At 64.6% G+C, this 20823-nt stretch carries 17 protein-coding genes, 2 pseudogenes and 1 other annotated feature; of the genes and pseudogenes, 8 read left to right on the top strand and 11 right to left on the bottom strand.

Going from position 1 to position 20823, the window contains the following annotated elements:
- The first annotated feature begins 2 nt into the window (after positions 1–2).
- From FZ938_RS18320 to FZ938_RS18305, 4 genes and pseudogenes are all read left to right on the top strand, one after another.
- Positions 3–1276, top strand: a pseudogene (locus FZ938_RS18320) (IS3 family transposase).
- Positions 287–403, top strand: a sequence feature (AL1L pseudoknot). Its footprint overlaps the pseudogene before it by 117 nt.
- 157 nt (positions 1277–1433) lie before the next feature.
- Complete coding sequence (locus FZ938_RS18315) at positions 1434–2360, top strand: ABC transporter ATP-binding protein (RefSeq protein WP_149199888.1); 927 nt, start codon at positions 1434–1436, stop codon at positions 2358–2360.
- Positions 2357–3118: an ABC transporter permease gene (locus FZ938_RS18310; protein ID WP_149199887.1), complete on the top strand. Its 762-nt coding sequence runs from the start codon at positions 2357–2359 to the stop codon at positions 3116–3118. Before FZ938_RS18315 ends, FZ938_RS18310 begins: the two co-directional genes overlap by 4 nt.
- Positions 3119–3430: 312 nt before the next feature.
- Positions 3431–3841, top strand: coding sequence for an ester cyclase (locus tag FZ938_RS18305; protein ID WP_149199886.1), 411 nt, complete (start codon positions 3431–3433; stop codon positions 3839–3841).
- Between the two features lie 15 nt (positions 3842–3856).
- Here FZ938_RS18305 and FZ938_RS18300 read toward each other — a convergent pair whose 3' ends face one another.
- The 9 genes from FZ938_RS18300 to atoS form a co-directional block, all read right to left on the bottom strand.
- A complete protein-coding gene (locus FZ938_RS18300; RefSeq protein ID WP_149199885.1) occupies positions 3857–4309 on the bottom strand; it encodes a MarR family winged helix-turn-helix transcriptional regulator in 453 nt (150 codons plus the stop codon).
- A 308-nt stretch (positions 4310–4617) separates the two neighbouring features.
- The gene (locus tag FZ938_RS18295; RefSeq protein WP_149199884.1) at positions 4618–6309 is read right to left on the bottom strand and encodes a methyl-accepting chemotaxis protein; all 1692 of its coding nucleotides are present in this window, start codon (positions 6307–6309) and stop codon (positions 4618–4620) included.
- Between the two features lie 50 nt (positions 6310–6359).
- Positions 6360–6575: a hypothetical protein gene (locus tag FZ938_RS18290; protein WP_149199883.1), complete on the bottom strand. Its 216-nt coding sequence runs from the start codon at positions 6573–6575 to the stop codon at positions 6360–6362.
- A 97-nt stretch (positions 6576–6672) separates the two neighbouring features.
- Positions 6673–7848: an acetyl-CoA C-acetyltransferase gene (locus FZ938_RS18285; RefSeq protein WP_149199882.1), complete on the bottom strand. Its 1176-nt coding sequence runs from the start codon at positions 7846–7848 to the stop codon at positions 6673–6675.
- A gap of 87 nt (positions 7849–7935) precedes the next feature.
- On the bottom strand, positions 7936–9309 hold the full coding sequence (locus FZ938_RS18280) for a TIGR00366 family protein (RefSeq protein ID WP_149199881.1): 1374 nt from the start codon (positions 9307–9309) through the stop codon (positions 7936–7938).
- Between the two features lie 101 nt (positions 9310–9410).
- Complete coding sequence (locus tag FZ938_RS18275; RefSeq protein WP_149199880.1) at positions 9411–10067, bottom strand: 3-oxoacid CoA-transferase subunit B; 657 nt, start codon at positions 10065–10067, stop codon at positions 9411–9413.
- Positions 10060–10722 carry a CoA transferase subunit A gene (locus FZ938_RS18270; protein WP_149199879.1) on the bottom strand — a complete coding sequence of 221 codons (663 nt, stop codon included), beginning with the start codon at positions 10720–10722 and terminating at the stop codon, positions 10060–10062. The genes FZ938_RS18275 and FZ938_RS18270 overlap by 8 nt, the downstream gene beginning before the upstream one ends.
- A 376-nt stretch (positions 10723–11098) precedes the next feature.
- Complete coding sequence (gene atoC, locus FZ938_RS18265; protein ID WP_149199878.1) at positions 11099–12529, bottom strand: acetoacetate metabolism transcriptional regulator AtoC; 1431 nt, start codon at positions 12527–12529, stop codon at positions 11099–11101.
- Positions 12526–14379 carry a two-component system sensor histidine kinase AtoS gene (atoS, locus tag FZ938_RS18260; RefSeq protein WP_149199877.1) on the bottom strand — a complete coding sequence of 618 codons (1854 nt, stop codon included), beginning with the start codon at positions 14377–14379 and terminating at the stop codon, positions 12526–12528. Before atoS ends, atoC begins: the two co-directional genes overlap by 4 nt.
- Positions 14380–14699: 320 nt before the next feature.
- On the opposite strand from atoS, the pseudogene FZ938_RS18255 reads away from it, so the two are divergent.
- The 4 genes and pseudogenes from FZ938_RS18255 to FZ938_RS18240 all read left to right on the top strand — a co-directional run bounded on the left by FZ938_RS18255 (position 14700) and on the right by FZ938_RS18240 (position 20108).
- A pseudogene (locus FZ938_RS18255) lies at positions 14700–15498 on the top strand (IS5 family transposase).
- A 410-nt stretch (positions 15499–15908) separates the two neighbouring features.
- Entirely contained in the window at positions 15909–19064 is a 3156-nt protein-coding gene (locus FZ938_RS18250) for a chemotaxis protein CheB (protein WP_149199876.1), read from the top strand.
- Positions 19061–19426: a response regulator gene (locus FZ938_RS18245; protein ID WP_149199875.1), complete on the top strand. Its 366-nt coding sequence runs from the start codon at positions 19061–19063 to the stop codon at positions 19424–19426. Before FZ938_RS18250 ends, FZ938_RS18245 begins: the two co-directional genes overlap by 4 nt.
- 106 nt (positions 19427–19532) lie before the next feature.
- On the top strand, positions 19533–20108 hold the full coding sequence (locus FZ938_RS18240) for a chemotaxis protein CheB (protein ID WP_149199874.1): 576 nt from the start codon (positions 19533–19535) through the stop codon (positions 20106–20108).
- Positions 20109–20186: 78 nt separating this feature from the next.
- Here the strand turns inward: FZ938_RS18240 and FZ938_RS18235 are convergent, their stop codons facing one another.
- Together FZ938_RS18235 and FZ938_RS18230 are read right to left on the bottom strand one after the other, a co-directional pair.
- The gene (locus FZ938_RS18235; protein WP_098735085.1) at positions 20187–20552 is read right to left on the bottom strand and encodes a response regulator; all 366 of its coding nucleotides are present in this window, start codon (positions 20550–20552) and stop codon (positions 20187–20189) included.
- A 46-nt stretch (positions 20553–20598) separates the two neighbouring features.
- Positions 20599–20817, bottom strand: a complete 219-nt coding sequence (locus FZ938_RS18230; protein WP_149199873.1) for a hypothetical protein — start codon at positions 20815–20817, stop codon at positions 20599–20601.
- Positions 20818–20823: the final 6 nt, after the last annotated feature.

Raw genomic sequence — 20823 nt, 5'->3', positions numbered from 1 at the left:
TCATGACGAAACAGGCATCACCCAAATACGCCCCTGAAGTGCGCGAGCGCGCGATTCGAATGGTGTTCGAGCACGAAGGCGAGCATGCCTCGCAGTGGGCGACGATCAGCTCGATCGCGGGGAAGATCGGCTGCACGGCGGAGACGTTGCGGGGCTGGGTCCGGCAGGCCGAACGTGACCAGGGCAAGCGGTCGGGGCAAACGACGGACGAGCAGGAGCGGATCAAGGCGCTGGAACGCGAGGTCCGGGAACTGCGCCAAGCGAACGAGATCCTACGCAAGGCGTCGGCGTATTTCGCCCAGGCGGAGCTCGACCGCCCGTTTCGGAAATGATCGCCTTCATCGACGCACACCGCGCCGTCCACGGGGGCGAGCCGATCTGCCGAGTGCTGCCGATCGCCCCGTCCACCTACCATGCCAATGCCGCCCGTCGGGCCGATCCGTCCAAGGTGCCGGCCCGCTCGCGAAGCGACGCGGCGCTGAGTGGGGCTATCCGGCGGGTCTGGGACGCGAACTTCCAGGTCTATGGGGTACGGAAGGTCTGGCGGCAGTTGCGGCGGGAAGGCCTCGACGTGGCGCGCTGCACAGTGGCCCGACTGATGAAGCAGATGGGCCTGAAGGGGGCAACACGGGGCAAGACGGTCCGCACCACGATCAGCGACCGGGCGGCGTCATGCCCCCCTTGCGGCGGCAGCGGTTCCGGAACGGAACCGCGAGAGCTGGCCGACCGGGTGAACCGCCAGTTCCAGGCGCCACGCCCAAACGCCTTGTGGTTGGCCGATTTCACCTACGTATCGACATGGCAGGGCTTCGTCTACGTGGCCTTCGTCATCGACGCCTTCGCCCGCCGCATCGTCGGCTGGCGGGTGTCCAGAACAGCCCACGCTGATTTTGTGCTGGACGCCTTGGAGCAAGCGCTCCACGACCGCCGACCGGCAAAGGGCAGCGGCCTCATCCATCACTCCGACCGCGGCTCGCAATAGGTTGCCATCAAGTATCCCGAGCGCCTGACCGACGCCGGTGTCGAGCCCTCCGTCGGTAGCGTCGGCGATTCCTACGACAACGCCTTGGCCGAGACGATCAACGGCCTCTACAAGACCGAGGTGATCCGCCGCCGCGGACCATGGCGCACCCTCGAAGCCGTCGAATTCGCCACACTGGAATGGGTGGACTGGTTCAATCACCGGCGCCTGCTCGAACCCATCGGCAATATTCCTCCCGCCGAGGCCGAAGCGCGCTACTATGCTCAAGCTGACGACGTCGCCATGGCCGCGTGACTCAAGCCGAATGGCCTCCGACAAACCCGGGGCGGTTCATGCACCGACGTCGGTTACCACCACTCAGGTTAGAATTCCGCCAAACACCGCTGAGCGCTATGGTGGCTGGCCCTGATTGCGTCCGTGCCCGGGAAATAGCCCTAAGCCGAGGGAAGACATGCAGCCTATCATTGAGATCCGTGGGTTGAAGAAGACCTACGCATCCGGCTTCCAAGCCCTGAAGGGCGTCGATCTCGACATCCGCCGTGGCGAGATCCTCGCGTTGCTGGGGCCGAACGGTGCCGGCAAAACGACCCTGATCAGCATCGTCTGCGGCATCGTCCGGGCTACGGCCGGCAGCGTGACGGTGGACGGCCACGACATCCTGCGCGACTGGCGCGCTGCACGGTCCCTGATCGGCCTCGTCCCACAGGAACTGACGACTGAGGCGTTCGAAAGCGTCTGGGCAACCGTCAGCTTCAGCCGGGGACTGTTCGGCAAGCCTCCCAACCCTGTGGTGATCGAGAGAATCCTGAAGGACCTGTCCTTGTGGGACAAGAGGGACACCAAGGTCATGGCGCTGTCCGGCGGCATGAAACGACGCGTGCTGATCGCCAAGGCGCTGTCGCACGAGCCACGCATTCTGTTCCTCGACGAGCCGACCGCCGGCGTCGATGTGGAGCTTCGCCGCGGCATGTGGGAGATGATCGGGCGCCTGCGTGAAAGCGGCGTCACCATCATCCTGACCACCCATTACATCGAGGAGGCCGAGGAGATGGCCGACAGCATCGGCGTGATCTCAGGCGGCAGGATCGTCCTGGTGGAGCAGAAGGCCGCGCTGATGGAGAAGCTGGGCAAGAGGTTGCTGACCCTGCAACTGCAGAATCCGCTGGATGCCATACCGGCCGAACTCGCGGACTTTCCCCTGACCTTGTCGGAGGGTGGGCGGGAACTGGTCTATCGGTTCGACACCCAGAACGAGCGCACCGGCATCGCAGGGCTGCTCCGCAAGCTGGGCGATCACGGCATCAATTACACGAACCTGCGCACCGAGGAGAGTTCCTTGGAGGAGATCTTCGTCAGCTTGGTGAGGGAACGGGCATGAACCTTCATGCGATCAAAGCCATCTACATCTTCGAGCTGGCGCGCACCTGGCGAACGCTGTTTCAGAGCATCGCCGGACCGGTGATCTCAACATCACTGTACTTCATTGTCTTCGGGGCGGCGATCGGCGGACGCTTCGCGTCGGTCGAGGGCGTCAGCTACGGCGCGTTTCTCGTCCCTGGTCTCGTCATGATGTCGGTGCTGACGGAAAGCGTGTCGAACGCGTCCTTTGGCATCTACATGCCGCGCTATTCCGGCACAATCTACGAGCTGCTGTCGGCTCCCGTCTCCGCCTTCGAAACGGTGATCGGCTATGTCGGGGCTGCGGCGACCAAGTCCGTAATTCTTGGAACGCTGATCCTGCTGACGGCGCGGCTGTTCGTGGATTTTTCCATTGCACATCCTTTCTGGATGATCGCCTTCCTCATGCTGACGTCGGTGACCTTCAGCCTGCTCGGCTTCATTCTGGGGATTTGGGCTGACGGCTGGGAAAAGCTGCAGATCGTGCCGATGCTGATCGTCACGCCGCTCGCCTTCCTGGGCGGGAGCTTCTATTCGATCAGCATGCTGCCGCCTTTCTGGCAGAAGATCACCTTGTTCAACCCGGTCGTCTATCTGGTCAGTGGCTTCCGCTGGAGCTTCTACGGCGCCGCCGACGTGCCCGTCGCTTTGAGCCTCGCCATAACCGGCCTGCTGCTGATGATCTGCCTTGCCGTCGTGTGGTGGATTTTTCGCACGGGCTACAAGTTGAAAAACTGATCGGCCCCTGGTGTTGCCCCAGCCAATTGAATGGTTTTCCTTCACTTGAGTGTCAATCGCCTGGAGGTAGAATCATTCCAAACTCTGCGCGAAGGATCGAGGCGTGTTTCGCCCAGGAAAACCACGCGAGGCCAGTTCTAAGGCACCCATCCATATCGTGCTGCAGTTGGTCGCGGTGACAGGGGCGCGGGAGCGTCCCGGCTAGGACGTCAACCACATGCTCCTTGACCGCCCAATATTATACAGGGACACTGTATAAATTTTCAGGCTTGGCCATCGTCAAGCGTGCCGGGGTAGCAGAAGGAGAGTGATGTGACGCAAGCCAACAAGGATGTGGTGCGCCGCTTCAACACCGAGGTGATCGTCGCGGGGAATCGCGAGGCGTTTGAAGCCCTCATGGATCCCGGCTTTGTAAATCGGTCCGCCCCGCCGGGTGCGCCGAACGGCCCGGAAAGCCTATGGAACACCTTTCAATACGTCCTGCGGCCGGCGCTTTCGGAGCTGTCGGTGACGATCCACGACCAAGTCGCCGACGGCGACAAGGTGACGACGCGCAAAACGATCGCCGGCATCCACAGCGGTCCACTCATGGGGATTGAAGCGACCGGACAGCCAATCCAGATCGACGTCATCGACATCGTCCGCATCGCCGGCGGCCGCTATGCCGAGCATTGGGGTATCAACACTCTGCCGAGCGTTCTCGCGCAACTCAGGGCCAGCTGACACCGCGAGCACGCATCAGCTATCAAGCGCAGCGCTCATCCGCGCCAGTAGACGGATCGACGCGCGGAGAAGATCGCGTTCCTCGTGCGAAAGCTCCGTGCGGATCATCTTTTCGATTCGCGAGGCGCGGGCGCTGCGCTCCCGTGCCAACTCCTCGCGCCCGGCGTTCGACAGGGCGAAAAGCTGGCTGCGGCGGTCGGCAGGGTTGGCACCGCGCTGAACGAGTCCCGCCTCTTCCAACTGTGCGAGGATCAGGCGCATCGTCTGGTGCTTCACTTTTCTCAGTTGCGCCAGCGTTGCAATGTTCATGGCGCCACCACGCTCCAGGTGGCCAAGGGTCTCGGACTGCGCCGTTTTTGGCGTGTTGGCGTCACTGCGTACTGCACGCACGAAAATGCCGATGGTACGCCGTAGGTCTTCCGACAATATCGTCGCATCCAGATCTGACATGCTGTCCTGCTTGTCCATGACCGTCGGTCTCCAGCTCCGCTGGATCAGTCTCATATCACCAGACGCCTTCCGTCGGAACGTAAAGCACCTGCTCTCGCTGGCAGCGAGGACAGCGCGGCGACGATGGAGATGGTACGGATCATGATCGACCGCGTCGTCCCGGCGGTCTGCGAGGACGCTGCTCAGGTGCGCAAGGCCCAAACGCACGAGCGCCCCGGTTCTTTCGAACCGAGGCGTTTGCTGATTTGGTTGCGTGGGGCAGGATTTGGCTTTTACCGAACGCGGCTTCAGTTCCGGATAGGTTTCAGGTCGCGAGTTGATCCGCGTCAGGCTGCGCGGATCTCCGCCAGGAATGCCTCGAGTTCATGTTTCAGCAAATCGGCGTCGGCGGCCAGGGCGTCGGCGGACTGCATGACCTGCTTGGCGGCTACTCCGCTCTCCTGCTCAGCCTTTCGGATGTCGACCACGCTGCGTGAAACGTCATTGGTGCCGATTGCCGCCTGCTGAGCATTACGGCTGATTTCGTCGGTTGCCGCACTTTGTTGCCCGACTGAGGCGGCCATCTCGGCGGCCGATTGGTCGATGTCCTCGATTTGGCCGATGATCATGCGCATCCCTTCCACGGTCCGGTCGGACGCGGCTTTCACGGTGCTGATCTGCTGCCCGATCTGCTCGGTCATCGCATGGGTCTGACTGGCCAGATTCTTGACTTCGCTCGCGACGACGGCAAAGCCCTTGCCGGCCTCTCCGGCGCGCGCTGCCTCAATGGTGGCGTTCAGGGCCAGCAGATTGGTCTGCGAGGCGACCGCATTGATGGATGCGACGACCTGATCCACCTGCTCGATGGCGGTCGACAACGCATCCAGATGACTGCGGGCCTGCTCAGCCCGTTCGGCGGTCATCTTCGACCGCTGGGCGGCCTGCGCCACCCGTCCCGATAGATCGCGGATCGCCGTCGACATCTCCTCGGCGGCGGAGGCGACGGCCTGGACATTGACTGACGCCTGTTCGGAGGCCGATGCGACCGACGTGCACTCCTGCTCGGCCTTCTGGACCGCTCTGGACAGGTGCGATGCCATTTCCTGAAAGCCCTTGGCGGATTGACCGAGCTGGTCGACGATGCGGCCGACACGGCTCTCGAACCGGCTCGCCAGATCGAACACCGCTTCCCGCTTTTCCGTCGCCGCCTGGGCAGCGGCGCTGCGGCGTTCCTGCTCCATCTGGCGGTTGCGCAGGATGTTCTCCTTGAAGACCTCCAGCGTGCGCGCCATGCCGCCGATCTCGTCCCGCCGGTCGCGTTCCGGCACCTCGGCATCCAGATCATGGTCCGCGAGGCGCAGCATGACGCCATGCACGCGCGACAGCGGGCGCGTCACACTGCGGGCGACCGCCCAGCCCAGCAGCAGGGCCAGCGCCGACAGCCCGGCGACCACCAGCCCGAACACGGTCATCATGCCGAGAAAGGCGGAGCGCAGGTCGTCGGTGTAGACACCGGTGCCGATCACCCAGTCCCACGGCTTGAAATGGACCGAATAGGCCAGCTTCTCGTAGGTCGGCCCCTTGGGATCGCTGGGCCGCGGCCATTCGTAGGTGACGAATTCCGGAACCGGCGTCAGGGCACCGCGTACCGCCTCGCGGATGACGTAGACGCCGTTGCGGTCGCGGATTTCGGCACCGCTCTTGCCGATCAGCGCCGGATTGGCATGCATGACGTTGATGATCTGCGAGGTCCAGATCCACAGATACTCTCCGTCGGCGTAGCGCATGGCGCCGATCGCCGTCCTGGCGCGCTCCTTGGCGTCCTCCTCGCTCATCACGCCGTCCTGCGCCAGCTTATGGAAGCGGGCGGCAATGCTGCCGCCGCTCTCGGCGATGAAGCGGACGCTGTTCATCCGCTGCTCGACCAGCGCACGGTTGACGAAATGGCCGCCGACCGCCGCCACCAATCCGGCGGCGATGATCGACAGCGAGGCGAGGAATCCGATGCGCCACCGCAACGGCAGCTCCGACAAACGCATGATTTGAGTCTTCCCTCTTTCCGGCCTGCTCCAGTGGGGCCGGACCGACGTTACGAGCCGCGACCTGTGCCAACGACGATGCTGGTGACCGCTTCGACGGTGCCATGGTCTGCCGAATGGACCCGGCTTACCTCGTTGAACGCGGCGATCTGGGCGTGGCTGACATGGCTGAACTGTTCCGCCGCCCGCAAGGCAAGGGCCGGCCCGTCGGGGGCGCCGGCGACCGCAATGCGCAGGGTGACGGACACCTCGACAATCTCTGCCATACTACCATCTTTCGAAAGTGTACAAATGGTCGCGGAGCCGCCGCCGAGCTGGTGGGATCGGTGGCGGCTCCGCCACTTGCCGGGTCGATCTCTCGGATCAGCCGCGCTCGACGCAAAGGGCGACACCCATGCCGCCGCCGATGCACAGGGTGGCAAGGCCCTTCTTTGCATCGCGCCGGCCCATCTCATGCAGCAGGCTGACGAGGATGCGGGCGCCCGACGCGCCGATGGGATGGCCGAGCGCGATGGCGCCGCCATTGACGTTCACCCGGCCCTCGTCCCAGCCCATCCCGGCGTTGACCGCCAGGGCCTGCGCCGCGAAGGCCTCGTTCGCCTCGATCAGGTCGAGATCATCCACCGACCAGCCGGCCTTCTGCAGAGCCAGCTTCGAGGCCGGGATCGGCCCGGTGCCCATGACGCTGGGATCGACGCCGGCCGTCGCCCAGGAAGCGATGCGCGCCAACGGCGTCACCCCGCGCCGCTTGGCGTTCTCCGCCGTCATTAGCACCAGCGCCGCCGCTCCGTCATTGAGGCCGGAGGCGTTGCCGGCGGTCACCGTGCCGTCCTTGGCGAAGGCGGGGCGCAGCTTGGCCAACGCCTCCAGCGTCGTGCCGTGCTTGGGATATTCGTCATTGTCGACGATGGTGTCGCCCTTGCGGCCCTTGATGGTCACCGGGACGATCTCGTCCCGGAAGCGGCCGGCTTTCTGCGCGGCTTCCGCCTTCTGCTGCGAGGCCAGCGCGAACTGATCCTGCCGCTCGCGGCTCAGCTCCCATGCGCGGGCGACATTCTCGGCGGTGGTGCCCATGTGATAGCCGTGGAAGACTTCCCACAGCCCGTCCTTGATCATGCTGTCGAGCATCTCGGCGGCACCCATCTTGGTGCCGTTGCGCAGTTGCATCAGGTGGGGCGACAGGCTCATGTTCTCCTGGCCGCCGACCACCATCACCTCGGCGTCGCCGCAGCGGATCGCCTGATACCCGAGCGCCACAGAGCGCAGGCCGGACCCGCAGACCTGATTGATGCCGAAGGCGGTCTTCTCGACCGGAATCCCGGCCTTGACCGCGGCTTGGCGAGCGGGGTTCTGGCCCTGGCCGGCGGTCAGCACCTGGCCCAGGATCACCTCGGTCACCTCGGCGGCGTCGGTATGCGCGCGCGACAGCGCCTCGCGGATCACGGCGGCGCCAAGCTCATGGGCGGGGACGGACGCCAGCGCGCCGTTGAAGTTGCCGATGGCGGTGCGGACCGCGCTGGCGATGACGATCTCGGTCATGGAGGACTCCTCCGGAACAAGGTTTCTTGCAGGATGGAAGGCCGCCGCGCCCGTTCGGGATCGCGGCGGCCGGTTGGTCGCAAAGGTTCAGAAATAGAGGCCGATCAGGAAGATGGGCAGCGTGATGACCAGCGCCGTTGCGCAGTAGCCCATGATGTCGCGCACTCCCAGCCCGGCGATGGCGAGCGCCGGCAGCGCCCAGAAGGGCTGGGCCATGTTCATCCACTCCTCGCCATAGGCGATGGCCATGGCCGCCTTGCCGAGATCGACGCCGAGCTGCTGGGCCGCCGGCATGATGAAGGGACCCTGGACCACCCAGTGGCCGCCGCCCGACGGGACGGCGAAGTTGATCAGGCCCGACGACAGGAAGGCGAGGACCGGGAAGGTCTCCTTGTTGGCGATGTCGACGAACAGGTTGGTGATCAGACCGCCCAGCCCGGAATGCTCCATCATGATCTGGATGCCGGCATAGAAGGGGAACTGCACCATGATACCGGCGGTGCCGCGGGCGGCGTTGGCGACGGCGCGGGCATAGGCCATCGGCGTGCCGTGCAGGATCAGGCCGGCCACCAGCATGATCAGGTTGACCGTGTTGATGTTGAGGTCGAAACCCTTGGCCTGGAAGTGCAGGAACAGGTAAGCGATGCCGAGCGCCGCGACGACGAAGCCGAGGATGCGGCTCTCTTCCAGCTTTTCGGCCGGGCTGGCATCGGGGCCGAGCACGCGCTTGGTCGAGGGTTCCGGCTTCAACAGGGCCGGGTCGACCGCCACCACCTCATGCGGCTTCGGGTGCATCATCCGGCAGACCAGCGGCAGGAGGATGATCAGCGCCAGCGTGATGCCGATGTTGTAGGTGGTGAAGATGGTGTCGGCGATCGGAATCAGGCCGACGGTCTTCTCCATCGGGTTGCCTTTGGTGGCGGCAACCAGCGGAACCGAGGCCGAGAAGCCGCCATGCCAGGTCATGAAGCCGATATAGGCGGACGCGATCAGCAGCCGGTAGTCGGATTTCGGAACGCGGCGCGCCACCTCGCGGGCGAACATGGCGCCGACGACGAGGCCGAAGCCCCAGTTGACGACGTTGGTGACGGCGGCGGCGAAGCAGACCAGCATGACGCCCTGGGTCGGCGTCTTGGCGATGGAGGCCACTCGCCCCATGACGTTGCGCACCGGCTCCGAGCTGGCGAGGGCGTGGCCGGTGACCAGGACCAGTGCCATCTGCATCGAGAAGGCCAACAGGTTCCAGAAACCGTTGCCCCACATGCGCACCAGATCGACCGGCCCGCTCGGCGTCAGCCACCAGGCGAAGCCGAAGGTCAGCACGGTCAGGATGATGGCGAAGATCAGCGGGTCAGGCAGATAGCGGCTGACCAGCCAGGTCAGCGCGCGGGAAATCGGCGTAATCGGGTTGAAGCGGGCGCTGGCGTCCGGCGCCGGCGGGGGGGCTGTGGTGACGCTCATGGCGGGTCTCCGGCACAAGGGGGGCCCGTTCCTGCGCCGCCGGGCACGAAAGCCGCGCGGCGCGGGGAAGGGGCCTCCCCATGCTCAAGAATGAAGGACGGTCAGGCGCCGACCGGCATGGTCGGCACGACGGACGGGACGATCAGCTCGGCGCCGGTCTGGGCCAGCACGTCGGCGACCGTGACGCCGGGCGCGATCTCCCGCAGCACCAGCCCCTTGTCCGTCGGCTCGATCACCGCCAGTTCGGTGACGATCAGGTCGACGCGCCGCACCGAAGTCAGCGGCAGTTCGCAGCGTTTTACGATCTTCGGCGTGCCCTTGGCGCTGTGCTGCATGGCGACGATCACCCGCTTCGCGCCGGAGACCAGATCCATCGCACCGCCCATGCCGGGCACCATCTTGCCGGGTACCATCCAGTTGGCGAGCCGGCCCTCCTCGTCGATCTGCAGGCCGCCCAGAACGGTCACGTCCAGATGCCCGCCGCGGATCAGCCCGAAGGACATCGCGCTGTCGAACGACGCGGCTCCCGGCACGGCGCCGATCGGACTGCCGCCGGCGTCGCTCAGATCCTCGTTCTCCGCCCCCGGCTCGGGCACCGGCGCCATGCCGATGATGCCGTTCTCCGACTGGAAGAAGACGTTGACGCCGGCCGGCAGATGGGCGGCGACCATGGTGGGCAGGCCGATGCCGAGATTCACCAGGTTGCCCGGCCGCAGTTCCAGCGCAACGCGCTTGGCGATCAGGGTTTTCTCATCCATGGCGATGCTCCTTGGCGACCAGGCAGTCGACCAGCACATTCGGGGTGACGACGCTGTCGGGCGGAATGACGCCCACCGGCACGATGTCCTCGGCTTCGACGATCACCGTTTCGGCGGCCATCGCCATCAGCGGGTTGAAGTTGCGCGCGGTCAGCGCGTATTCGAGATTTCCCAGGTAATCGGCCCGTTTGGCGGCGATCAGGGCGAAATCGGCCTTCAGCGCCTTTTCCAGCAGATAGACGGTTCCATCCAGCTCGATGCGCTGCTTGCCGTCCTCCACCACCGTACCGACGCCGGTGGGGGTCAGCACACCGCCAAGGCCGAAGCCGCCGGCCCGCACCCGCTCTGCCAACGTGCCCTGCGGCACCAGTTCAACCTCCGTCTCGCCGGCGATCATTTGGCGCTGGGTTTCGGGGTTGGTGCCGATGTGGCTGGCGATCACCTTGCGCACCGCTTTTGCGGCAATCAGCCGGCCGATGCCCACCGCCGGGCGGGCGGTGTCGTTGGCGATCACCGTCAGGTTTCGCTTGTTCTGGCGCAGCAATTCGTCGATCAGGTGGGGCGGCGTTCCAACCCCCATGAATCCCCCGATCATCAGCACCGCGCCGTCGGGAATCATGGCGACGGTGTCTTCCAGCTTCCGCACTTTACTCATTCGACGTCTCCCTTGGACGTCGGGGCACAGCAGGGCATGCCCGCCGCGACCCCGCGGGCGCGGAGCCCGCCCCCCGGTCCGAAGCGGGACCGGAAAGACGAACCGCGCGCTCATTCTTGGTTTCATAGCGCTGCGATCGGAGGGCCTGCTACACCCACGCCGTTGCATGGGATGCTCGGGGCCAACCGGCATACCCACATATTTGCAATGGATGTGCCAGCCGGCGGTGCCGTGGCGGACAGCGCGAAAACCGAGGCCTCCGGCCGTGGAGCGGGTCAGGCAGCGGGCGGAATCGTAAACGGCCGGCGCCGTCGGGTGCGCAACTTTGTGCGTGCTGCGCAAAATTTTGCGCAGCGATGACGGACCCCTGCCCTGTTCAGGAAATGCCGTATTCCTGCAACTTGTAGAGCAGCGAACGACGGCTGATCCCAAGCTCCAGCGCGGTCTTCATGCGGTTGCCGTCGTTGCGGGCCAGCGCCTCGGCGACCACGCGCGCTTCGAATCGGCTGACCTGTTCGCGCAGGGCACCACCGCCGGCAACGGACGCCGAGGCCTCGATTCCGGCAGCGGAGTCGCCGGCCACGGTATCGCCGTCGTCCGCCCGGCCGGCGATCTGTTCCGGCAAATCCTCCACGACGATCATCGCGCCGGTGCTCATCACCACGGCACGCTCCATGGCATTGGACAGCTCGCGGATGTTGCCCGGCCAGCGGTAGGCCAGCAGGCGCTCCATCGCCTGCTCATCGATGCCGCTGACATCGATCTGGTTCTCGGCGGCGAAGCGTTGCAGGAAATGGCTGGCGAGCAGGCGGACATCCTCCGGCCGCTCGCGCAGAGGTACGGTCCTGAGGGTCACCACATTCAGCCGGAAGTAGAGATCCTGCCGGAACAGCCCCTGGCGGACCATCTCTTCCAGATTCCGGTTGGTGGCGACGATGACGCGCACGTCCGTACGCACCAGCTCGGTGCCGCCGACCCGCTCGAACTCACGTTCCTGCAGGACGCGCAACAGCTTCACCTGCAGGCTGGGGGAGATGTCGCCGATCTCGTCAAGGAAAAGGGTGCCGTGCTCGGCCTGTTCGAAGCGGCCGCGGCGGCGGGCCTGGGCACCCGTGAAGGCACCCTTCTCGTGGCCGAAGAACTCGCTTTCCAGCAGCCCTTCCGGCACCGCGGCACAGTTGACCTTGACGAAGGGCCCGGCGTTGCGTGGGCTGTTGTAGTGGATGGCCGCCGCCACCAGCTCCTTGCCGGTGCCGCTCTCGCCGGTCACCAGCACGGTCGCGTTGCTCTTGGCCACCTTGGCGATGGTCTGCAGAAGCTCGCCCATGCGCGGGCTGGCGGTCAGGATGCGGTCGGTGTGATAGCTGCTGGATAGTTCGCGATGCAGGGTCGCGATGTCGTCGCGCATCCGACGCATCTGCAACGCCCGCCCGACCTGCAGCAGGATCTCCGCGATGTCGAACGGCTTGATGACATAATCAAAGGCGCCATCCTTGATCGCCTGGACGGCCGAGCCGACCTCGGCGAAGGCGGTCATCAGGATGACCGACGCCGACCGGTCGAGTTTCCGCATCTCAGCCAGCGCCTGCAACCCCGTCATCCGCGGCATGCGGACGTCCATCAGCACCACGGCATGACGTTGCGCGGCGAAGGCGGCGACGGCTTCCACCCCGTCGGCGGCCGTGGTCACCGACAGCCCGTCGCGCGACAGGACCGCAACGAGCATCTCACGGATCGCCTCGTCGTCATCGACCACCAGGACGGCCGGCGCTGTCGTGGTCTGCACCGCTGGAAACTGGGTCGTCATGACTCAACCGATTGACTGTGTAGGACGGGAATCCGCAAGGTCACCGTTGTACCCGATCGGGGCGTGCTGACGATGGTGATCGTCCCATGGTGAGCATCCACGATCCGGTGGGCCATCGCCAGCCCCAACCCGGTGCCGTTGGGCTTGGTCGAAAAGAAGGGATCGAACACTTTGTCGAGGTTTTCCGACGCGATCCCCTCGCCCTCGTCAGCCACCGTGACGATGGCCTCGCCACGGTCCTGGGTCACGGCCGCCGTGGTGATGGAGATGCCTCCGGTTTCGGAGGTCGCCTGAGTCGCGTTGATGATCAGGTTGAGCATGACCTGCTTGAACGCCTCGCCATCGGCTTCGACCAAAGGCAGGTCGGGGGAAAGATGCAGGGCGATGCGCGCGTTCGACTTGCGCCCCGCCAGCAGCGACACCTCGCGGATGAGATCGTTCAGCTGCACCGGCGAGAAGGCCGGTGGGCGAGGCCGACCGAACTCCAGCAATTCGGTGACGAGGCGGTTCAGGCTGTCGACCTGCCGCACGATCAGCGGGGCATAGCGCTGCCACTCCGCGACATCGTCGGAGCTTTCAAGGAACTGCATGAAGCCACGGATCGAGGTCAAAGGATTGCGCACCTCATGGGCGAGGCCGGCGACCAGTTCGCCCAGCGCCGCCAGCCGGTCGGCACGCATGATCTGGGTCCGGAGCCGCTGCTGCTCGGTCAGGTCCCTCAGCACGACAACCGCGCCGATCGCGTCGCCGTGGCTGTTGCGCAGCACGCTGCTCGACACGGTCAGATGAAGTGTCTGCTTGCCCCCCGGGAATTCCAACGTCACGCCGACATGCGGCCGACCGGTCTTCAGCGTGTCGAGCAACGGGCTGGAGAACCGGGCATCCGGCTTGAAAAGCGACTCGTAGGGCTTGCCGATCACCTCGGTTGCGGTCACCCCGATCATCGCTTCGGCGGCCGGGTTGAGCGCGGTGACCTGCCCGGCCCGATCAACTGCGATCACGCCGTCGGCGATGCTGTGCAGGATGTTCTCGGTCAGCGACCTCGCATCCAGCAGGGCGCGTGCCATGGCGTTGACCTCGACCGCGATGGCGCCGAACTCGCCCGGCGGCGGTCGGATCGCGTCACCGAGGTCGTTGCGCATGCGAAGCAAGCCGTCGATGATCTGTCGGATGTCGCGGCCGACCCCGCGCGCCAGCACCTGTGTCAACGCAAGCCCGAGCAATATTCCTCCGAGGCTGACCGTCAGAACCGCGCGGTCCATGGCCGCCGCCTGCCGCTCAACATCGTCGGACAGCTCATTGGCCCAGATGTAGCCGATCACGGTGCCATCGCGGACGATGGGCAGCATCGCGTTCAGGATGAAGCCGCGCACCTGCCGCCCGCTTTCGACAGCCTGCTTCCCGCTTTCCAGCACATGCCAGCCCGGATGCTCCGGCGGAATGCTGGTGCCGACCGTCGCACCGTAATCCCGGCTGGGTCCATAGGTGATGATGGCGTTGAGCGCCCTGCTGTAAAAGCCGACCCCTACCCCTGGATTCGCCCTGGCGATCATGTCGGTGAAGGGAGTCAGGCGCGCCGACAGGGCCTGGATGGCGGCACCACGGTCGTTGGCCGCGACGCCCATATCGGCCAGCAAGGGATCGAATCCCGGACCGAGATGCGCATCCAGCAGGCGCGTCAGGCCGAAGAGCTTCTCCGACTTTTCCTGAACCAGCGCCTGCCGCCCCTCCCGTTCCAACAGATAGCCGGTCAGCGAGATGGGCACGACCACCACGGCAAGTGAAACCAGGAGCAGCTTACCGCGCAGGGTGCGTGGCAAAGAATGGCGGATCCAGTCCCGGGGCCACATGACGCCCACTCCTTTCAACCGGGCATGGCCTAGCTCCCGCCCGATCCAGCGGCCATAGCAGATTTGCGGCAGCCGGGGAAAGGAGGAACGCTTGCCGTCAATATCGGCGGGCGTACCTGATGGCCGCTGTCTCGCTCTCCCCGCGCTTACGGCCGACCTTCCACTTTTGGTATGGCTGCCTCCTACTCGTGCAGGAATCGCGCGAGATGGGATGTGCTGTCGGAGTAAGAGCGCCTAAGACGTTGGCGCGTAAATCGGTTGGAGTTGGCCTGGGCTGGGGTGTCGGGTAGGAAAGTGGCCCCGCTGGAACCGAGATCCGGATGCCGTACAAGGCCAACGAGAGCCGTCGCCACAAGATCCCGCGCGCCCGCTACCGAGTGGAGAACTGGTCAGCTTACGATGCGGCACTACGCCGGCGCGGCGACCTGACCGTCTGGGCGACGCCCGAGGCGATCGCCGCCTACGACCTTCTCCCGGCGCAGTCCCGATCTGGAGGTCGCGTCCGCGTTGTCCAAGACGGACGGCCTGGTCACTGTGGTCATCGATTCGACCGGGCTGAAAATCATCGGCACGGGCGAGTGGCGCCTGGAAAAGCATGGTGGCCAAGCGCGCCGGAGCTGGAGAAAGCTCCACTTAGCGGTCGATCCCGGCACCGGCGAGATCCTCGCCTCGGCATTGACGAGCAACGAAGAGGGAGATGCCTCTCTGGTCGGCCCCTTGCTCAACCAGATCGCCTGCCCGATCAGCACGGTGCTGGCCGACGGCGCGTATGACGGCGAGACGGTCTACCGCGCCGTGGCCGCCCACAGCCCCGAGGCGGAGGTCATCATCCCACCGCGCTCGACCGCGGTGGCGAGCAGCATGATCGAAGGCACCCGCACACAGCGTGACTGCCACATTGACCTGATCGCTGAGCGTGGTCGGCTCGGCTGGCAGCGGGCCGTCCAGTACGGACGCCGCTCCTTGGGCGAGGTAGCAATGATGCGCTACAAGCAACTGATCGGGTGTTGCCTCCGGGCTCGGAGTCTGCAGGCGCAGAAGGTCAAGGCCGCCGTCGGCTGCAAGGTCATAAACATCATGACCTCCTTGGGCATGCCGGTCACCCGCAAGGTCGCCTGATCACCACTGCCCGCCGGTGGACCCTGCCCTCTCGTCGATTTGTGCCCCAAGGTCCATCGTATGTCCATTTTCTACACGGGAAAATGTTCATCCAAACCGCGTGTGTGCTTCCGATAGCCGTGACGGTTCCCGGCCAACGTCAATACCAGCGGGAGCGCGGCTCCCAATTCCGCAACTGGGACGACGCTGGTGGTGCACGACCGCGAGAGGATGCTAAAGAGTGAGTTGACCGTTGGCGTAAAAATTTGGCATCGACGGTAGAATGGAACGCCGACTGGGACGCACGGGTTGCCGAACCGTGGATCGTCTCAGTTGAAATATCGAGAAATGCACTGTCAGCGAATACGCCATCAGCGGCACCCTCAAACGATATCGGTTCGGCCCTTCGGGAGCCGCGGAAGGGCAGTACCATGAGCGATAAGGCATCCTTCCCGATCGTCGGCATCGGCGCGTCCGCCGGCGGGGTGGAGGCCTTGGAGGGACTGTTCCGCGCCTTGCCTGCCGACAGCGGCATGGCTTTCGTGGTTGTCACCCATCTGGCGCCGCAACACGAAAGCCTGCTGGCGGACATCATCGGCCGATGCACCCCCACACCGGCACGCGAGGCGCGTGATGGCGATGAGGTCGAACCCGACCGCATCTATACCCTGCAGCCCGGAACCCTGCTGACCATCGAGAGCGGCCGGCTGCGTGTCCGGCCGGAAAACGCGGCCCATCGCGAGCGCAACCCGATCGACATCTTCCTCAGCTCTCTTGCCGGCGACTGTGGGGAAAGGGCCGTCGGCATCATCCTATCGGGCAGCGGCAGCGACGGCACCCTGGGCATCAAGGCGATCAAGGAGCGGGGCGGCTTTACCATTGCGCAGGGCCCTGACGGCATCCACCGCCATGACGAAATGCCGAACAGCGCCATCGCCACCGGCGTCGTCGACCTTGTCGCGCCGGTGGAGACGATGGCGGCGACGCTGGTGGACTACACACGAACCGCCACGCCGCTGGGCGACCTGACGAACGAGAAGGATGTGCGTGAGGATGCACGGCTGGAGGCGGCGCGGCGAAGCATCACCACGATCCTGCGCAACCAGATCGGGCACGACTTCCGGGGCTATAAACACAACACCTTTCTGCGTCGTGTCCAACGCCGGATGCAGGCCCTGCGGCTGACGGACATCGACAGCTATGTCGACTATCTGCGGGAGGATCGCACCGAAGCCGCAGCGCTGTTCCGCGACCTGTTGATCGGCGTCACCACCTTCTTCCGCGACGCCGAAACCTTCCAGGCGCTGGAGGAGCTTGTCATCCCGCAGCTGTTCGCCGGGAAAAGCGCCGGCGACGTGGTGCGCGTCTGGATTCCCGGCTGCGCCACCGGCGAGGAGGTGTACTCCATCGCCATGCTGCTGTCAGAGTATGCGGAAACCCTCCACTCCATGCCGAAGATCCAGGTCTTCGCCACCGATATCGACGAGCATGCCCTGGAGGTGGCCCGCACCGGGCGCTATCCCGCCAGTCTGGTGCGGGATGTCCCGGCGGAGCGGCTCAAACGCCATTTCATCGAAGACGGCACCAGCTATCTCGTCCGCAAGGAGGTGCGCGACCTGTGCATCTTCTCGGCGCACAGCCTGGTGCGCGACCCGCCGTTCTCACGCATCGACCTGATCTCGTGCCGCAACCTGCTCATCTACCTGGGGATGGAGCTTCAGGATCAGGTCATCCCGATGTTCCACTATGCGCTGCGCCCCAGTGCCTATCTGTTCCTCGGCGTGGCCGAGACGATCGGGCAGCATCAGGCCCTGTTCGTGCCCATCGACAAGAAGCACCGCCTGTTCCGCCGGCAGGACACCGTCTCGGTGACCATTCCCTTCGCCTTGGCGGAACATGGCGGTCGCCCGGCTCGTGGAGCGGCCGAAACGCCCCGCTCCATCCAGTCCAATGCCGCGAGCCTGCGCGGGCATGTGGAAGCGCGCGTTCTGGAGCGATTCGCCCCGGCCCATGTCGTCGTCAACCAGAACGGCGAGGTGGTCTATTATTCCGCCAACACCGGCAAGTACCTTCAGGCGCCACCCGGCGCTCCGAACCGCCAGCTTCTGGCGATGGCCCGCAAGGGATTGCGGCTGGATCTGCGCGGCGCCCTGCACGAGGCCATGCAGACCCACAAGCCGGTAACCCGCAAGCACCTTGCGGTGGAGGTGGACGATCGCGTCCAGCTGCTGGATCTGACGATCGAACCGTTCGACCGCGAGGAGGAGTCCTTCTTCCTGGTCCTGTTTTCCGATGTCGGCCGCCCGAGTCCGCCGGAGGACATTTACGGCAAGGAGAGCCAATGGGGGCAGGATCCCGTCGCGGTCGAGCAGTTGGAGCGTGAACTTCGCGATACCAAGGAGCGTCTCCAGAGCACGATCGAAGAATACGAGACCTCGCTGGAAGAGCTGAAGTCCGCAAACGAGGAACTCATCTCGGTCAATGAGGAGCTGCAATCGACCAATGAAGAACTGGAAACGTCCAAGGAGGAAACTCAGTCCGTCAACGAGGAACTCCATGCCGTCAACATCGAGCTCAGCAGCAAGGTGGAGGAACTTGATCAATCCAACAACGACCTCCAGAATTTGTTCAACAGCACCCAGATCGGGATCGTCTTCCTGGACCGGTCCCTGCTGATCAGGAGCTTCACGCCGGCGGTCACCCGGATTTTCAATCTGATCGCGACCGACCGCGGCCGCCCGCTGACCGACATCGTCAGTCATCTCGATCAGCTGGATCTGGACCACGACCTCGGCCAAGCCCTTTCGGGGTCGGAGCCGGTGGAAAAGGCGGTCCGCTCCCGGGACGGCACCAGGCACTACATCATGCGCATCCTGCCGTACCGGAACGCCCGCAACGATCTGGAAGGCCTGTTGTTGACCTTTGTGGATGTCACGTCGCTCAAGGAGGCCGAGGAGCAGCAGCGCCAGCTGATCGGCGAGCTCGATCATCGGGTCAAGAACATGCTCGCCGTCGTGATCGCCTTGGCCCAGCAGACGCTGAAGACGATTGCCGAGGCCCCGGAATGCACGGCGTTTCTCGGACGCCTGCAAGCGGTTGCCAGCACCTACGACCTGCTGACCCGTGACCGCTGGGGGAATATTCCCCTGATCGACATCGTGCTCAACGAGGTGAAGCCCTATGCCGGCAACGAAGGACGGTTCACCGTTGAAGGGCCTGCCGTTCAGCTCCGGCCCAAGGCCGCGCTGGCACTCGGCATGGTGATCCACGAACTGGTGACCAACGCCGTCAAATACGGCGCATTGTCTGTGGCGGAGGGCCGCGTCGTCGTGACCTGGGAGATCGGGGAGAAGGATGCCGATGCGGCACTGCTTGTCCATTGGCGCGAGGCGGACGGTCCGGCGCTGTCGCCGCCTTCCCATCATGGCTTCGGCTCCAAACTGATCACCCAGCAGATCCGCTACGAACTGCGTGGCGACGCCACGGTCGATTACCGTCCGACCGGCCTTGAGGCGACCTTCACCGTACCGATCGCCCAATTGAGGAGCGACGACGAAGCTCCCGATTCCCGTGAGAGCGCCCGGTGACCGGAAAGTGTCTGGACGGCTGCCGGATCGTGATCGTCGAGGACGAATTGCTGATCGCCATGGCGTTGGAGGAAATCCTGCAGGATGCAGGAGCCACGGTCGTCGGCATGGCGGGCTGCGTGGCGGATGCTCTGGCGCTGATCGAGCGGGAAGACTTCGACGCCGCCGTGCTGGATGCCCGCCTCGATGATGAGCGGGTGACCGCCATCGCCGACGCGCTCGAAGCCGGCGCAAAGCCCTTCGTCTTCCACTCGGGATATGGACCGGAGCATCTGCCGTCACGGCACCGTCACCGGCCGTTGCTCCGCAAGCCGTCCGATCCCGCTGCCATCATCCGCGCGCTGTGCGCTGCCATCGGCTGAGCGGCGAACCGGGCAAGGCGGGAAATTTCGAAAGCAACGGTGTCGGACGGCCGCGTCCGCTGTTGATCCGGCGGTGATGGACAGAACTGAACGATAAGAGTCCGGCATGGATCGGCAGATTCGGGATATTGTTGTCGTTGCGGCGTCCGCCGGTGGCGTTCAGGCCCTCCAGCGACTGGTCAGCCAACTTCCTGCCGACTTGGCAGCGACCCTTTTTGTCGTCGTCCACATCGGTACCAACCGTCCCAGTCTTTTGCCCCATCTCCTCAGCCGAGCCGGCCCCATCCCTGCCTATCATCCCGTTCATGGCCAGCCCATCGAACGCGGTCGGATCTACGTTGCGCCGCCCGATCTCCACATGCGGCTGCAGCCGGGGGCCATTCACCTTGATCGCGGTCCTAAGGTCCGCCACACCCGCCCGGCAGCTGACCCGCTTTTCGAGTCTGCGGCAGCGACATACGGGGCGAGAACGGTCGGGGTCGTGCTGACCGGCGGGGATTTCGACGCAACGGCAGGCGCCAGAGCCATCAAGGCGCAGGGCGGCCTTATCATCGTTCAGCAACCTCACGAAGCCGAAGCACCCTCGATGCCGCTCAGCGCCCTGCGTGACGATCACCCGGACCACATCCTCCACATCGACGATATGCCTTCACTTCTGGTCGATTTGGCCGAAGGGATGTAGGCCATCGCGTCAGGCAACGGTGACTGTCTGAGGAACTCGGCAGTTTTCGCTGCATTGTGGACGATCCTTCGGTTCCAATCATTTCATCGCCTCATGCAGCGCTTGTACGACAGTGGACGAAAGCGACGGCTTACGGAGCAGGGGGCGATGACAGTGGGAGCTTGGCAGATGCTCGGGGCCATATCCCGAGTGAAAAACAAAGGGGATGCCCCGTGCGTCCAGAGCCTCGGCAACGGAGGTGACCGGTTCTTCGTCCAATCTGGCATCCAGAAGCGCAACATGGAAGGTTTCGGCTTCGATCAGAGCGAGAGCGTCCACGGTCGAAGCGGCAAGCCGAACAACACTGGCGCCTGCCTCCAAGACTGCCGCCTCCAATACGACGGTAACGAGGAACTCGTCCTCAACGATGAGGACACGACGGTCGTTCAGCAGCCTTCCAGACATCCGCAGCTCTCCTGTTTCGGGGTTTCTCCAGAAGATATGCCAGTGTTCACCGATGTGTTGCCGCGCAAAAGCTATGGACCCGCGCGCCGATGGAGATATCTTTTTTGATATCGGCAATAATAACTGCCAGACTATAATTGGTGGCGCTTTCGATTTGAGAAGTGAAAAATATTTCACAGCCGACAATTTTCGTTGTCCGGTGTGCCGGTTCCGGCTCTGTTGCAAACTCTTCCTGTAGGCGCGTGATGATGACGACCGGCATCATTGTCGG

It is taken from the genome of Azospirillum oryzae (assembly GCF_008364795.1).
GTDB classification, from domain to species: Bacteria; Pseudomonadota; Alphaproteobacteria; order Azospirillales; family Azospirillaceae; genus Azospirillum; species Azospirillum oryzae.
Note: the sequence above shows the minus strand (reverse complement) of the source record. Positions and strands in the feature narration are given on the sequence as shown.